We start from the raw sequence: 14375 nt of genomic DNA on the forward strand, positions 1-14375 counted from the left end.
ATGGAGAGCATATGCAAGAGATGAACAACGCTGTACGCGCCGTGGCCTTGCCGCCCGGCGCCAGCATCGCCCCCTTGTACCCGGGCAGCCACCTGGCCGACGCGTATGCCGTCGACCTGCCGACCGCGCAGGCGCGCCAGATGGACATGGAAAGCCTGGCGCGCATCCTGCTGGGCAGCCAGCCGGGCTGGGCGCGCAAGCTGATGGTGGTGCGCGACGCCATCGTGGCGCGCTTCGGCATCCGTACGGCCAGGCAGATGGAAGCGCGGCCAGGCAAGCGCATCGGCATCTTCCGCATCTTTGCCGTCAGCGACGATGAAATCATCGTGGGCGAGGATGACAGCCACCTGGACTTCCGCCTGTCGGTGCTGCGCCACCGCGACGCGGGGCCGCATGGCAGCATCACCATGTCCAGCGTCGTGCATTGCCATAATGCGGTGGGGCGCGCCTACATCCTGGTGATCCGGCCTTTCCACAAGCTGATCGTGCAGCGTTCGCTGGCGCGCGCCGTCAAGGGCGGCTTCGCCTAAGCGCACTGAGCAGGCAATCTTGCTTATTCAGGGCTGGTATTGCATACTGCACCACCAGCCTCATCACGATTCCCATGAACGATACGCTTCTCCTGCTGGGTTTTGCCACCACGCCGCTTGAACTGATTTCCTTTGTCCTGGCATTGACAACCGTTGCGCTGAACATCCGCCAGAATCACTGGGCGTGGCTGTTCGCCATCATTTCCTCGGCCGCCTACGGTTTTGTGTTTTTCGAGTCGCGCCTGTATGGCGACATGGCCTTGCAACTGCTGTTCATCAGCGTCTCGTTCTGGGGCTGGTACCAGTGGCTGCATCCGGCCAGCGGCGGCAAGACCTTGCCCGTCACGCGCCTCGATGGCCGCGGCTGGATGGCCTGCGCCATGGGCTGGCTGGTCGGCTTTCTGCTGATCGCCTGGCTGCTGACGACGACGGACACGGACGTGCCCCATGCGGACGGTTTCCTCACGGCAGGCAGCCTGGTGGGGCAATTCCTGCTGTCGCGCAAGAAGCTGGAAAACTGGATCGCCTGGATCATCGTCGACGTGCTGTACGTGTGGCTGTACCTGCACAAGGGCCTGACCCTGACGGCCGTGCTGTATGCCTTCTTTGTCGTGATGGCCATCATTGGCTTGCTGGCGTGGAGAAAGTCGGCACCGGCCGCGCCGAGCGCGATGGTCCTCAAGTGATGGGCCACTGCGTGCGCGTCGCCATCCTGGGCGCGGAATCGTCGGGCAAGTCGACCCTGGCGGCCGCCCTGGCCGAACGCCACGGCAGCGTCTGGGTGCCCGAGTATTTGCGCGAATTTGTCGAGACCGAGGGCAGGGTGCCCGTCGCGGCTGACCAGTTTGGCATTGCGCGAACGCAAGTCGAACGCGAAGCGGCAGCCACTGCGCAAGCGCATAATTTCCTGTTTTGCGACACGACGCCCTTGATGACGGTAGTCTACAGCCGCCATTATTTCCATGGCGCCGATGCGCCGCTGGCGGCGCTGGCCGATGCCACGCAGTACGATCTGACACTGGTGACGGCGCCCGACAGCCCGTGGGTGGCCGATGGCTTGCAGCGCGAGTCGGAAGCCGTGCGCCAGCTGATCTACCGCTACCTGCTCGACGAGCTCGACGCGCGCGGCATCGCCTACCACGTGCTGCACGACAGCCTGGATGCGCGCCTGGAACAGGCAACGCCTTTGCTGCAGCAGGCGCTAGCTGCAGCGCCTGCCATTTCCTTCAATTAAAAGTCGAACTGCGCCGAGACCTTGAATGTGCGGCTGGCGCCCGGATACAGATAGCCGTCCGATTCCGGCGTCACGTCGCGCCAGTAGAACTTGTCGGCCACGTTGTTGACGCTGGCGCGCAGCACGGCGCGCGTGCCGGCGATGCGCGTGGCGTACGCGGCGCCCAGGTTGAACACGTTGTACGACGGCACGAAGGTCGTGTTGCTGTACTCAAACGCTTTCTTGCCCGCATATTCCCAGCTGCCATTCACGCTCAAGCCCGCCACCTGTTGCACGGCGTAGTCCGCATGCACGGCTGCCTTGAAGGCCGGCACGTTGGGCACGCGCTTGCCATCGAGGTCCGCATTGCCCGTGCCTGACTGCTGGCTGTTCAGGGCCGTCACGGACGCGCCCAGGCTCAGGCTGGACGATGCCTTGCCCTGGGCCGACAATTCCAGGCCACGGTGCTGGGCCTGGCCTTCGCGCACGAAGTTGTAGCTGGTCTTGCTGCTGTCGACGTACTGGTTGAATTCCAGGCCCTTGCGGATCTGGAACAGGCTGGCCGCCACCATGAAGTCCGGCGTCACATCCATTTTCACGCCGAGTTCGATCTGCTTCGAACGGCTGGGCGACAATTCCACGTTGGCGTTCTCCGCCTTGCGGTCGGCCGTGCCGCCATGTTCCATGCCCTGCGAATAGGCCGCATACACGGACAGATTGTCGAGCGGGGTGTAGACGAGCGAGACGTTCGGCAGCAGGAAATCGTGCTTGGCGCGGATTTCCGTGTCGGCTTTCAGCACATACTGGTAGCCGTCGACATTGATATGGCGCAATCCGCCATGCAGCTTCCAGTTTTGGGCCAGGCTGACGATATCCTGCACGAAGACGGAGTTTTCCGTATCCTTGCGCACCAGGCGCACGGGGCCTTGCACACCGGTCGACATATCGACGATCTGCGGGCGGTAGATATTGCTCACGCCAGCCCAGTCGTACACGTACAGGCCGGCGCGGTCCTTGCGGCGGAAGGTCGAGACGCCGGCCGTGAATTCATGGCGCAGCGAGCCGGTGGCGAATTTGCCCTGGATCATGGCTTGCGCGCTCAGCGGCTTTTTCGTCTCGCCCAGGCTGCGGTAGTCATACACGTCGTAGTCGCCATTGCCGCAGAAGCCCGGGTACAGGTCTTGCGCGCTGCAGCCGTACGGGAAGGCCGTGTAGTCGTCGCGCTTGAACGAGTGCTGGTTGGCCGACACGGTGGCGTGCCAGTCCTCATTGAAGGCGTACTGGAAGCGCAGGCCCAGGTTGCTGGTGACGGTTTCCACCGGGTGCGTCCACGGTTGCTTGTTGAGCATGGCGTCGGCGCTGATGCCAGTTGGCAAAGTTGTATTGTTCAGCAGCTGGAAGCCGGGCGCCGTCGCCTGCGCCTTGTCCTGGTAGTCGGCATCGAGTTGCAGCAGGGCCTGCGACGAAATCTGCCAGTCGAAGGCGCCGGAAATGAATTTACGGTTGCCGTCCGCGCCCTTGATGTAGGAGCGCAGGCGTTCGGCCGCCACGTTGACCCGGTAGCCGAAGCGCGTGTCTTCCAGGCGTCCGCCCAGGTCGACGGCGCCGTACAGGGTACCCCGTTCGCGCGTTTCCACGGTGACGGTGCGCAATGGCGCGGCGGTCGGGCGTTTGACGATGAAGTCGATCACGCCGCCCGGCGCGGCCACGCCTGCCTGCAAGCCGGCCAGGCCTTTCAGTACTTCGATGCGTTCCTTGTTTTCCAGCGGAATTTGCGTGTCGCCGGGAATGGCCACGCCTTCCTTGCGGTAGCTGGAATTGTTGTCGAGCTTGAAGCCGCGGATGGAAAACTGTTCCGCATAGCCGACGGCGTTGTAGGCGTCATTGATGCTGGTGTCGAGCTTGACGGCATCGCTCAGATTGCGAATTTGCAAGTCCTGCATGTCTTTTTGCGAAATGACGGTGACGGACGCCGGCGTCTGCAGCAGCGGCGCGTCGGAAAAACCGCCGACGGAGGCGCGCCTGGCGGCCGGCGCCTTGCTGGCCGTGACGACGACTTCGGCCATGCTTTGCGCCTGCGGGTCGACGGCTTCGGCGGTGTCATTCGCGGCCAGGGCGGGCGTGGCAAACGCATGCAGGATCGCCAGGGTCAAAACAGAAACGGATAAATTCGGTGTGGACATAGATTGCTCGTGGTTCAAGCCGACTCGGTAAAGAGCACGGCAGGCTGCTTGTTCGGCTGGCGCCAACGCAGGAGCTATCAAAGGAGGGAGGTACTTTGCGCTTTCCTTCGCTGGCATTATCCAGATCAGGTACGAAGGGTATCTCTCACCCGGATGACTGCTCCAGGACCCCTAGCGAAATGACAGCTTAGCATGAACCACGGCCAGCTGTCCCACCCGGCTGACCGTTTTACAACAGTGTGTATGGAATCTACAGGCTCAGTTCCAGCACCTTGCGGCTGACGGCGGGCGTCACTTCACGCTGTTCGCCCAGCGCCGTCATGCCGTGCGCGTCGAGGGCGGAGACGACGGCGTCCACGCTGGCATGGTTCAGGCCGTAGTCGGCCAGGCGCGTCTTGACGCCCATGTGGCGGAAGAAAAATTCCGTACGCGCGATGGCGGCCTCGATGCGGCCATCCTCGTCGCCGCCGTCGAGGCCCCACACGCGGGCCGCATATTGCAGCAGCTTGGCGCGCTTGGCTTGCTTGCGCACGCGCAGCATGCTGGGCAGGATAATGGCCAGGGTCTGCGCATGGTCGAGCTCGTACAAGGCCGTCAATTCGTGGCCGATGGCGTGCGTAGACCAGTCCTGCGGCACGCCCACGCCGATCAGGCCGTTCAAGGCCAGGGTGGCGCTCCACATCACGTTGGCGCGCACGTCGTAGTCGTCCGGGTGCGACAGCGCCTTCGGGCCTTCCTCGATCAGGGTCAATAAAATGCCTTCGGCAAAGCGGTCTTGCACGGACGCGTTCACAGGGTAAGTCAGGTATTGCTCCATCACATGCGCAAACGCATCGACGACGCCATTGCCCACCTGGCGCAGCGGTAATGTAAAGGTCTTCGACGGATCCAGCACGGAGAATTTCGGATACACCTTGCGGCTCATGAACGAGCGCTTTTCCTGCGTCGCCTTGCGCGTGATCACGGCCGAACCATTCATTTCGGACCCCGTGGCCGGTAACGTCAATACGGTGCCGAAGGGCAGGGCGGCCTCGACGATCTTGCCGCCCTTGGCCAGGATGTCCCACGCCTCGCCTTCGTGCAGGGCGGCCGCGGCGATGAATTTGGTGCCATCGACCACGGAGCCGCCGCCGACGGCCAGCAGGAAATCGATGCGCTCGCTTTTCACCATGGACACGGCCTGCATCAGGGTTTCATAGCTGGGATTGGGTTCGATGCCGGCAAATTCCAGCACCGTATGGCCGGCCAGCGCCGCCCTGACTTCATCGTAGACGCCATTTTGCCGGATGCTGCCGCCGCCATATGTCATGAGCACTCTGGCCTGCGGCGGGATCAGCGCCGTGATGGCGGCGATCTGGCCCTGGCCGAAAAGGATTTGCGTCGGATTGTAAAAGTCGAAATTGAACATGGGACTCCTGCCGCTGGGGTTTAGGCTGTTGCTGAGCCATGATTATGGCCGAACGGGTGGAAACGTGTCGTGGACGCTTGAGCTTTTCGTCCGCGCGGTGGAGAATGCAGCCGATGTCACCACTACGCGAAAAGGAATGCGCATGACCAACGTCCCACTGGAAGAATCCGGCTTGCCGGCCACCGCGCTCGACATGCACCGCGCCATCGGCGCCACCATCGCCGCGCTGCAGGCGCTGGACCTGAACAGCCAGCGCTTCGAGGCGTGCACGGACCCGGAACTGCGCCGCGTGCTCGCGCATGCGGGCGACACCAGCCGCAAGGAAGCGGCCATGCTGCTCGAATGGATGCGCCGCCGCGACGCGCGCCTGGACACGGCCATGAAGGAAGCGCTGTTCAAGGCGGGGCCAATTGTTGCCCAGTATCACTATGACGAGAAAATATTGTAACTATTGGTTTGTTGTCGTGGCGTACCATGCGCCACTTTCGTATCGCTTCGCGTAGACTGTGCCCCGAACACGATTTTGGGGGAGTTTGCAGAAATGAAATCATTACCATACCGAGAAGGCAGCTGGTTTGCCGTGCCCCTGCCGGGCGGCGGTTATGCCGTCGGCGTGGTGGCGCGCAGGGCGCCTGCCGGGCGCATCATGCTGGCGTATATGTTCGGGCCGAAGCGCGACTGCTTGCCCACGCTGGACGAGCTGGAAGGCTTGCGGCCGGAACAGGCCGTGCGCCGCCTGCGTACGGGCGACATGGCCCTGCTCAACGAGCGCTGGCCCCTGCTGGGCGACAGTCCCCACTGGAACCGTGACGACTGGCCCATGCCGGCCTTTATCCGCCGCAACGAATCCCTGCAGCGTGCCTGGCGTGCCAGTTATGCGGACGCCGACCCTGCCAAGCTGAATCGCGAGGAATCGATTCCCTTCGATACGCCGGGCATGGAAAGCGATTCCCTGTACGGCTACGGGGCGACGGAATTGCTGATGAATAAATTGCTGGCGCAGGAGCAGGCGTCGGCTTGAAAGCAGGGGGCGGCACATTTGCGCCGTCCCCGTTCGTTCCGGTTACGCCGCCGGCAAGCTGATCTGAAACGCCAGGCCGCCGCCTTCGCGGTTGCGCACCTGTAATTCAGCGCCATGGCGCAGCAGCACGCGGTCGACGATGGCCAGGCCCAGGCCGGCGCCATTCGCCTGTCCGCGCGCCGTGTCGAGGCGGGTGAACGGCTTCATCAGCTGCTCGATCTTTTCCGCCGGCACGCCCGTGCCGTGGTCCTGCACTTCGATGATCACCTTTTTCGCGCCGTGGCTGGTGCGTACCTGGCAGGCGATGTCGATTTCCGTCACGTCGCTGCCGGGCGTCTTGCCATAGCGGCGCGCATTCTCGATCAGGTTGTTCAATACGCGGCGCAGGTCCGTGGGGTTGCCCATCGCATGCGCGCCGTCGGCGATGCTGGCGTTGATCTTCACGTCCGGCAGGCGCATCGCTTCGCGCGTCATGTCGCTGAGCAAACCACTGAGGTCGACGTCCGTAAAGCTCGACGCTTCCGTCGGCTTGGCATAGTCGAGGAACTGGCCGATGATGGCGTCCATCTGTCCGATATCGGACTGGATGCCTTCGCGCGCCTCGTCCGACAGGTTCGCCATTTCCACTTCCAGCTGCATGCGCGCCAGCGGCGTGCGCAAATCGTGCGAAATGCCGGCCAGAATCACGGCGCGATCCGATTCCACCTGTTTTAAATCATCGACCATCTGGTTGAAGCTGCGGTTCGCCTCGATGATTTCAATCGGGCCCTTTTCCGGCAGCGGCGCCGGTTGCTTGCCCTTGGCGATGTCGCGCGCGGCCGCCGTCAGGCGCGACAGCGGCAGATTGATCAGGCTGGAAATGATGGCCGCGCCCAGCAGGGACAGCAGGGACACCAGGCTGGCCCAGCCCAGCCACTGGAAGCCCGTCAGGCCGCGCAGGCGCTCGCGGTCCAGCATCAGCCAGTACTCGTCGTCGTCGATCTTGAAGCTGACCCAGAAGCCGGCCACCCCGTTGACGCGCGCAGAAAAGCGCGTGTCCTTGCCCAGCTTGGCCTTCACCTGCGCCTCGATCTCGGGCATCAGGTAATTGTCGGGCGGCGGCTCGATGCGGTCGTCCTCTTCCAGCGAGAAGATGCGGATGCCTTCATTGCTGACGAGGTCGAACAGCAGCTCGCGGCGCAGCTCGGGCGCCGAGTGCGTCAATGCCGCATGCGTGATGGTGACGACGGAAATGATCTGGGCGGAAATCTGCTGCGCCTGCGGCTCGCGCTGGATGACGGAAATCATGCCGATCCAGGTGATCATGCTGACGGTGGTCAAAGTACCCAGCAGCAAAAAGGTGCGCCAGAACAGGCCGCTTTTCAGCCGCGCCAGGCTGATATCGGGAACAAGCTTCATCATGCCTCGCCTGCGATCAGCGCGGCTGTCCGTCCGGAATGAAAACGTAGCCGAGGCCCCACACGGTCTGGATGAACAGCGGACTCGACGGGTCGGGTTCGATCAGTTTGCGCAGGCGCGAGATTTGCACGTCCAGGCTGCGGTCGAACACTTCGTATTCGCGGCCGCGCGCCAGTTCCATCAATTTTTCGCGCGACAGCGGCTGGCGCGCATGGCGGGCAAACACTTTCAGCACAGAAAACTCGCCCGTCGTCAGCGGCACCGTTTCGCCATTCTTTTTCAGGGTACGCGTGCCCAGGTCCAGCACGAAGTCGCCGAACTCGAAGGTTTGCGGCGTTTCCGACGGCGCGCCGGGGATTTCATCGGGACCCTTGCGGCGCAGCACGGCGCCGATGCGGGCCACCAGCTCGCGCGGATTGAACGGTTTCGGCAGGTAATCGTCGGCACCCATTTCCAGGCCCACGATACGATCCACGTCTTCGCCCTTGGCCGTCAGCATGATGATTGGCGTCTGGTCGCCCGCGCCGCGCAGGCGGCGGCAGATCGACAGGCCGTCTTCGCCCGGCAGCATCAGGTCGAGCACCAGCAGATCGTAGCGTTCGCGCAGCCACAGTTTGTTCATGGCCGTTGCGCTCTCTGCCGTGAAGACATTGAAGCCCTGTTCGGTCAGGTAGCGGCGCAGCAGGTCGCGCAGGCGCACATCGTCATCGACCACCATGATTTTTGCCTGGTGGCCGTGAATCGATTGCGTTGTTGTGTTGCTGCCGGAAGTGGAGGTTGTGGTCATTTAGGGTGTCGTGTTATCTTATATTAGTTGCTATAGTAACGCCTCGCGCGGCGTCGGCAAGGGGCTGTGGCGACCCATTACAAAGTGTTACAAACTTTACCCAATTACTCTTACTGCACCGTGTAAAGCATCATACACTGGGGCCACAGTGGAAATCAGCTTTAGTTTATACGGCATCGCGGAAGAGGAACTCAATGAATATCTTTACTAAAAAAATTCACGCCGCTCCCAGCGCAGCTATCGCCGCACGTACGACTGTGCTGTCCGCATTTGCCATTTGTTCCGTGTTTGCCGCCAGCCTGGCGTCGGCGCAAAACCAGCCGCCGCCACGCCGTGACGACCAGCAGCAAATGCAGGCCCAGCGGTATGAGCAGGTACAGCGCAGCAACAGCAATGATACGCGACTGCGCGAACAGCGTGACGCACGCAGTTTCGACACGCGCGCCGAAGAGCAGCGCCGCGCCAACGAAGGCGCCGACGCTTCGCGCCGCACGGGCCGCATGACGCCCGACGAACGGCGCGACCTGCGCCGCCAGATCAACGAAGTGGGCCAGGACATTTACTCGAATCCGCCGCGCCGCTAGGCATCCATCCCCCTCCGACAGGGCCATCTCGCAAGAGGTGGCCCTGTTTGCATTTGGCCGCCAACATTGTTGCTCAGTCAGGCACACGGCCCCGCCCCGTGATATTGTTCTAACGCAATGAGGCAATTCTCTGACATTGTTGCTGGGGGAGGCAAGTGGTGAGCGACGACGACACACGCGTTCCGGATGCGGCCCCCGCAGGCGGCTTGCCGCACGGCCTGCTCCAACGCGACGACGGCGTGTTCCTTGACCTGTCGCTGGCGCCGGCGCAGCTGCGCGCCGCCGTCGACCAGCTGTTCCAGTCGGGCCAGCTGCTGGCCGGCCTCGATTACGGCTTGTTCCTGCTGACCCTGTTCCATGCCCCCGCTCCCCGCGCCGCGCCCAAGGGCGACGCCTTGCTGCGCATCGCCGTGCGCGTGGCGCCGTTCCCGCCTCCGCGCCGCGCGCTGTACCAACAGGTCAAGATCCGTGGCGACAGCGCCGAGTTTTACTTTGAAACCTTGCTTGCGGACGCGGATGGCCAGGTGGCGGCGCGCCGCGAGTTTGACGAGCTGGTGGCCGATCTGTGGTGCAAGGGCGTGCACTACGGTATCGATAGCGTGGCCGTGCGCGCCATGCTCGCCAGCGGCAAGGCCGAGCGCATCACGGTGGCACGGGTGCTGCCGCCGCAGCCGGGGCGCGACGCCCAGCTGGTGGAAGTGTCGCAAGGCATCCACCGCGACGATGCGCCGCGCGAACGCTCCGATGGCCGCCTCGATTTGCTCAGTTTCAAGAACCGCTTTCCGCAAGTGAAAAAACACGCGCGCCTGCTGCGTCTGCTGCCTGGTACGCCCGGCTTGCCCGGCTACGACCTGGCCGGCAAGGCGCTGCCGCCGCCCGCGCCGCTGGAACTGGACCTGGCCACGGTGGCGGGGCCAGGCACGGCGGTCGAGCATTTCAGCGATGGCGCTTTCCTCGTCGCCACCCAGGATGGCTACGTGAATGTGGATGAGCACGGCAAGATGGCGATCGAAAACAAGATCGTCAGCCGCGAAGGCGTCAGCAGCCGCACCACGGGCAATCTGAAGCTGCGCGCCGCCTACGAGGAGTATGGCGAAGTGCAGGAGCAGCGCCAGCTCGACGGCAGCGACATCACCATCCATGGCGACGTGTATGGCCATTTGCACTCGCTTGGCGGCTTGATCTTGTTACACCGTAACCTGGTGGGCGGCACGGCTTTTAATGAACACGGCGACGTGCGGGTCGAGGGCGTCGCTTCCGGTTCCGTGCTGCAGGCGCTGAGCGGTGAGGTGCATGTAAAACGCGCGGAAAGCTGCGTCATCGCCGGCACGCGCGTGGTGATCGACAGCGCCAGCAATTGCGAAATCATCGCCGACGAGGTCGTCATCGAACTGGCCGAAGGCTGCGCCGTGGCGGCGCGCACCATCCGCATCGGCAGCGCCGGCCCTCGCAGGCAGGTGGAGATGCTGCTCTTTCCCCTCGTACCCGACCTGAGCGCCCTCGATCAAAAGATTGCCGAGAGCCTGGCGAAGGCAACGCAGTACCAGCAGGTGCAGCACAAGCGCCAGCAGGAGATCGATTCCATTGCGCAATTGCCCGAGGTGCGCAACTACCTGACCCTGGCCGGCCAGCTGCGGCGCGGCGAATTGCAACTGCAAGCAACGCAGCAGGTGCAGTACGACAAGCTGGCCGCGCGTATCGCTCCCGTCCTGAAAGAGGTGGCGCGCCTGCGCGTGGAAGTAAAACAGTCGGAAATCCTGCACGCGCAGATGCTGGCGCTGGTGGCGCAGCTGCGCCAGGAACGGCAGGCAACGGCCGGCCAGTCGCGCTGCAACCTGGGCCTGATCGATGGCGAGACGACGGTGCGCGCCCTGGTCGTGCCGCCCGGACCGGCCAAGGTCTACGACCGGCCGCCGAAAGAAATCAAGGCCTTGCTGCGCAGCGCCACGCCGGCCACGCAGCCCGTGTTTGCGGACAGCACGGGCAGCCTGGACTGGACTTACCAGCCACCGCCTTAGTCAATCCGTGACTTTGCCGCGTGATTGCTTCAGCACGCTGTGCGTGCTCTTGCTGTCGAGGCGGCGCCGCTGTGAGCTGCGCGTGGGCTTGGTGGCGCGGCGCACGGCGGGCAAGAAGGTCACGCTGTCGATGATTTCCTGCAAGCGCCGCAACGCTTCTTCCTTGTTCTGCTCCTGGCTGCGCGACTGCTGCGCCTTGAGCACCAGCACGCCATCCTTGCTGATGCGGCTGTCGCGCAGGGCCAGCAGCCGTTCCTTGTACGCTTCCGGCAGCGACGAGGCGGCGATGGGGAAGCGCAAATGGATGGCGCTGGACACCTTGTTGACGTTCTGCCCGCCCGGCCCCTGGGCGCGGATGGCGGAAAATTCAACTTCAGCGGGATTGACGAGGTGTTGCATGGCCTGCCTGTGGGGAAACGATGGGGGTATTGTAAGGGAAGATGGCTGCGCCGGCGCAATGCCGGGGCGGCCAGCCGATGATGTCTTCCGGGAAAGTTGATGTTTCTCAACGCCGCTTGCGGCGATGCTGGTTAGCATGGGGCCAACATTGCGCCACTGCGCATCCTGGCAGCGCTTACCGGACGAAAGGAACACCATGCAGCCCACGACCACGCCTGGCGCCGCAACCGCGCAATACCTGACGCAGTACTTGAGCTTCCGGCTGGGCGGCCTGGAATACGGCCTCGATTACCGCCGCGTGCGGGAATTGCGTCCGCTGAAGGAACTCGACCGTTTTTCCTCGGAAGGGGAAGTGCTGCACAGCGTGGCCGTCTCGCGCGGCGTGATCATCCCCATCGTCGACATGCGCGCCGCGTTCGGCAGCGCCCAAGGCGCGCCCGATCCGGCCACCGACGTGATCATCTTGCAGCTGAGCAATGGCGTGATGGGCATGGTGGTCGATGGCGTCACCGATATCGTCAGCCTGGCGCCCGCCGACATCGCCGCCGTGCCTGGCCTGGGCGAGGCGGAAGCCGATTACCTGCTGGGCCTGGGCACGGTGGCGGGGCGCCGATTGATCCTCGTCGACATCGACCGCCTGATGGCGATCCGCAGTCCCAGCCCCATGCAGGCAGCCTAAAAAAAAGACGACCCGGAAGTCGTCTTTTGTCAGCGTTGAATTAGCCGAGTTTCTCTAACTGATCCTGCAGATCCAGCCATTCCGCTTCCAGCTGCGCCAGGTCCTTGGTAAAGAAGGTCTGGTCGGCCAGCAATTGCTTCAATTTCGCCTTGTTGGCGGCGTCATAGATGGTCGGCTCGCCCAGCTTGGCGTCGGTTTCCGCCTTTTGCGCATTGCGCTTGGCGATCTGCTCTTCCTGGCGCTTGATCTTGTTTTCGATCGGCTTGCGAAGGGCGGCCGTTTTCTGACGCTCTTCCGCTTCCTTGCGCTTGTCGCGTACGGGCGCGGCAGGGGCTGCTGCGGCAACGACGGGCGAGACCACGGGGAAATCGGTCTTGTTGGCCTTGCCGGCGGCCGGCAGCACATCGGTACCTTTGCCCAGTTTGGTCTTGAACAGCCAATCCTTGTAGTCGTCCAGGTCGCCGTCGAACGGCTGCAGCTTGCCGTCGGCAACGATGATGAATTCGTCCGTGGTGGCGCGCAGCAAATGGCGATCATGGGAAACGACGACCAGCGTGCCTTCGAACTGGGCCAGCGCTTCCGTCAGCGCTTCGCGCGTTTCCAGATCCAGGTGATTGGTCGGTTCATCGAGCAGCAGCAGGTTCGGGCGCTGCCAGACGATCAGGGCCAGCGCCAGGCGGGCTTTTTCGCCGCCCGAGAACGGCGCGATCGAGGCGGTGACCATGTTGCCGGGGAAGTTGAAGCCGCCGAGGAAGTTGCGCAGTTCCTGCTCGCGCACGGTCGGGGCGATCTTCGCCAGATGCCACAGCGGCGATTCGTCGTGGCGCAGCATTTCCACCTGGTGCTGGGCGAAGTAGCCGATGTTGAGGCCCTTGCCCATGGTGGCGTCGCCCGTCAGCGGCATCAGTTCGCCGGCGATGGTCTTGATCAGCGTCGATTTGCCGGCGCCGTTCTGGCCCAGCAAGCCGATACGCTGGCCAATCTGCAGCGAAAACTTGATGCCGTTGACGATGGTTTTATGCGTGATTTCCCCCGTCGCTTCGTTCTCGATCTTGTAGCCCGCATCGACGTCTTCCATCACCAGCAGCGGATTTGGTGCCGACAGCGGCTCGCGGAATTCGAACGAGAATTCGGCCGCGGCGCGCAATGGCGCCAGCTCTTCCATCTTCGCCAGCGCCTTCATGCGGCTTTGCGCCTGGCGGGCCTTCGACGCTTGCGCCTTGAAGCGGTTGACGAACGATTCCAGGTGGGCGCGCTTGCGCTGCTGCTTTTCCAGCGCGCCGGCGGCCAGTATCATCTGCGCCGCGCGTTGGCGCTCGAAGCTCGAATAGTTGCCCGAATAGCGTTTCAGCTTGCGCTCGTCGATGTGCACGACCACGTTGACCACTTCATCGAGGAAGTCGCGGTCATGGGAAATGATCAGCAAGGTGCCGGCGTAGCGCTTGAGCCAGTCTTCAAGCCAGATGATGGCGTCCAGATCCAAATGGTTGGTCGGTTCATCGAGCAGCAGCAGGTCGGACGGACACATCAGCGCTTGCGCCAGATTCAAACGCATGCGCCAGCCGCCGGAGAAACTCGCTACTGGTTGCTGCATCTGGTCCAGGGTAAAGCCCAGTCCCAGCAGCAATTGCTCGCCGCGCGACTGCACCGTGTACGCGTCGGCATCGGCCATGGCGCTGTAGATTTCGCCGATGGCGATGCCGTTTTCCGACGTGGCCGGCTCCGATTCCAGGCGCGCCAGTTCCGCTTCCAGTTTGCGCAGGGTGATGTCGCCATCGATCGCGTAGTCGAGCGCGGCACGGTCCAGCGGCGGCGTTTCCTGCGCCACGTAAGCCACGCGCCACTTGGCCGGGAAATCGATCTCGCCCTGGTCAGGGTGCAATTCGCCACGCATCATGGCGAACAGGCTCGATTTGCCCGCGCCATTGGCGCCGATCAGGCCGATCTTGTCGCCCGGATTGAGGGTGACATCGACTTGTTCGAGCAACGGTTTGATGCCGCGCATCAGGCTTACTTGTAGGAAACGTATCATTTTTTTCTTTGTAAAGGCTGGGAATGAACCCGCGCCGTAAAATTCAGGTAGGTCGGATTAGCGTAGCGTAATCCGACAAGTGGCGCCGTGCCCGTCGGATTACGCCCTTCGGGCTAATCCGAC

At 63.2% G+C, this 14375-nt stretch carries 14 protein-coding genes and 1 riboswitch; of the genes, 8 read left to right on the top strand and 6 right to left on the bottom strand.

Annotated elements, in window-relative coordinates:
• The first annotated feature begins 11 nt into the window (after positions 1 to 11).
• The 3 genes from ACPJXG_RS08820 (at position 12) to ACPJXG_RS08830 (ending at position 1764) form a co-directional block, all read left to right on the top strand.
• On the top strand, positions 12 to 530 hold the full coding sequence (locus ACPJXG_RS08820) for a DUF2867 domain-containing protein (RefSeq protein WP_425253981.1): 519 nt from the start codon (positions 12 to 14) through the stop codon (positions 528 to 530).
• A 74-nt stretch (positions 531 to 604) separates the two neighbouring features.
• Positions 605 to 1216 (top strand): nicotinamide riboside transporter PnuC, encoded by a 612-nt coding sequence (pnuC, locus tag ACPJXG_RS08825; protein ID WP_425253982.1) that lies wholly within the window; start codon positions 605 to 607, stop codon positions 1214 to 1216.
• Entirely contained in the window at positions 1216 to 1764 is a 549-nt protein-coding gene (locus ACPJXG_RS08830) for an AAA family ATPase (protein ID WP_425254726.1), read from the top strand. The genes pnuC and ACPJXG_RS08830 overlap by 1 nt, the downstream gene beginning before the upstream one ends.
• Here the strand turns inward: ACPJXG_RS08830 and ACPJXG_RS08835 are convergent.
• Together ACPJXG_RS08835 and ACPJXG_RS08840 are read right to left on the bottom strand one after the other, a co-directional pair.
• Complete coding sequence (locus ACPJXG_RS08835) at positions 1761 to 3926, bottom strand: TonB-dependent siderophore receptor (protein ID WP_425253983.1); 2166 nt, start codon at positions 3924 to 3926, stop codon at positions 1761 to 1763. The two genes, ACPJXG_RS08830 and ACPJXG_RS08835, sit on opposite strands and share 4 nt — an antisense overlap.
• An 85-nt stretch (positions 3927 to 4011) precedes the next feature.
• A riboswitch (TPP riboswitch) is annotated at positions 4012 to 4109 on the bottom strand.
• A gap of 67 nt (positions 4110 to 4176) precedes the next feature.
• Positions 4177 to 5334 carry an iron-containing alcohol dehydrogenase gene (locus ACPJXG_RS08840; protein WP_425253984.1) on the bottom strand — a complete coding sequence of 386 codons (1158 nt, stop codon included), beginning with the start codon at positions 5332 to 5334 and terminating at the stop codon, positions 4177 to 4179.
• A 142-nt stretch (positions 5335 to 5476) separates the two neighbouring features.
• Between ACPJXG_RS08840 and ACPJXG_RS08845 the strand changes: the two genes are divergently transcribed.
• The gene (locus tag ACPJXG_RS08845) at positions 5477 to 5782 is read left to right on the top strand and encodes a hypothetical protein (RefSeq protein WP_035827789.1); all 306 of its coding nucleotides are present in this window, start codon (positions 5477 to 5479) and stop codon (positions 5780 to 5782) included.
• 93 nt (positions 5783 to 5875) lie between these two features.
• Positions 5876 to 6355 (top strand): Imm26 family immunity protein, encoded by a 480-nt coding sequence (locus ACPJXG_RS08850; RefSeq protein WP_425253985.1) that lies wholly within the window; start codon positions 5876 to 5878, stop codon positions 6353 to 6355.
• A gap of 42 nt (positions 6356 to 6397) precedes the next feature.
• On the opposite strand, the gene ACPJXG_RS08855 is transcribed toward ACPJXG_RS08850, so the two are convergent.
• Both ACPJXG_RS08855 and ompR read right to left on the bottom strand, forming a co-directional pair.
• Positions 6398 to 7756, bottom strand: coding sequence for a sensor histidine kinase (locus ACPJXG_RS08855; protein WP_225241913.1), 1359 nt, complete (start codon positions 7754 to 7756; stop codon positions 6398 to 6400).
• Positions 7757 to 7769: 13 nt separating this feature from the next.
• The gene (ompR, locus tag ACPJXG_RS08860; protein ID WP_223278807.1) at positions 7770 to 8471 is read right to left on the bottom strand and encodes a two-component system response regulator OmpR; all 702 of its coding nucleotides are present in this window, start codon (positions 8469 to 8471) and stop codon (positions 7770 to 7772) included.
• Positions 8472 to 8734: 263 nt separating this feature from the next.
• Here ompR and ACPJXG_RS08865 point away from each other — a divergent pair, with 263 nt between their 5' ends.
• On the top strand, positions 8735 to 9124 hold the full coding sequence (locus tag ACPJXG_RS08865) for a hypothetical protein (protein WP_099400429.1): 390 nt from the start codon (positions 8735 to 8737) through the stop codon (positions 9122 to 9124).
• 158 nt (positions 9125 to 9282) lie between these two features.
• Positions 9283 to 11142: a flagellar assembly protein A gene (locus tag ACPJXG_RS08870; RefSeq protein WP_425253986.1), complete on the top strand. Its 1860-nt coding sequence runs from the start codon at positions 9283 to 9285 to the stop codon at positions 11140 to 11142.
• Here ACPJXG_RS08870 and arfB read toward each other — a convergent pair whose 3' ends face one another.
• Positions 11143 to 11541 (bottom strand): alternative ribosome rescue aminoacyl-tRNA hydrolase ArfB, encoded by a 399-nt coding sequence (gene arfB, locus ACPJXG_RS08875; RefSeq protein ID WP_034749850.1) that lies wholly within the window; start codon positions 11539 to 11541, stop codon positions 11143 to 11145.
• A 196-nt stretch (positions 11542 to 11737) separates the two neighbouring features.
• On the opposite strand from arfB, the gene ACPJXG_RS08880 reads away from it, so the two are divergent.
• Positions 11738 to 12220, top strand: coding sequence for a chemotaxis protein CheW (locus ACPJXG_RS08880; RefSeq protein ID WP_099400431.1), 483 nt, complete (start codon positions 11738 to 11740; stop codon positions 12218 to 12220).
• A 40-nt stretch (positions 12221 to 12260) separates the two neighbouring features.
• Here ACPJXG_RS08880 and ACPJXG_RS08885 read toward each other — a convergent pair whose 3' ends face one another.
• Complete coding sequence (locus ACPJXG_RS08885) at positions 12261 to 14252, bottom strand: ATP-binding cassette domain-containing protein (RefSeq protein ID WP_035820391.1); 1992 nt, start codon at positions 14250 to 14252, stop codon at positions 12261 to 12263.
• Positions 14253 to 14375: the final 123 nt, after the last annotated feature.

The sequence above is a fragment of the Janthinobacterium sp. NFX145 genome (assembly GCF_049810325.1).
GTDB lineage: Bacteria > Pseudomonadota > Gammaproteobacteria > Burkholderiales > Burkholderiaceae_D > Janthinobacterium > Janthinobacterium rivuli.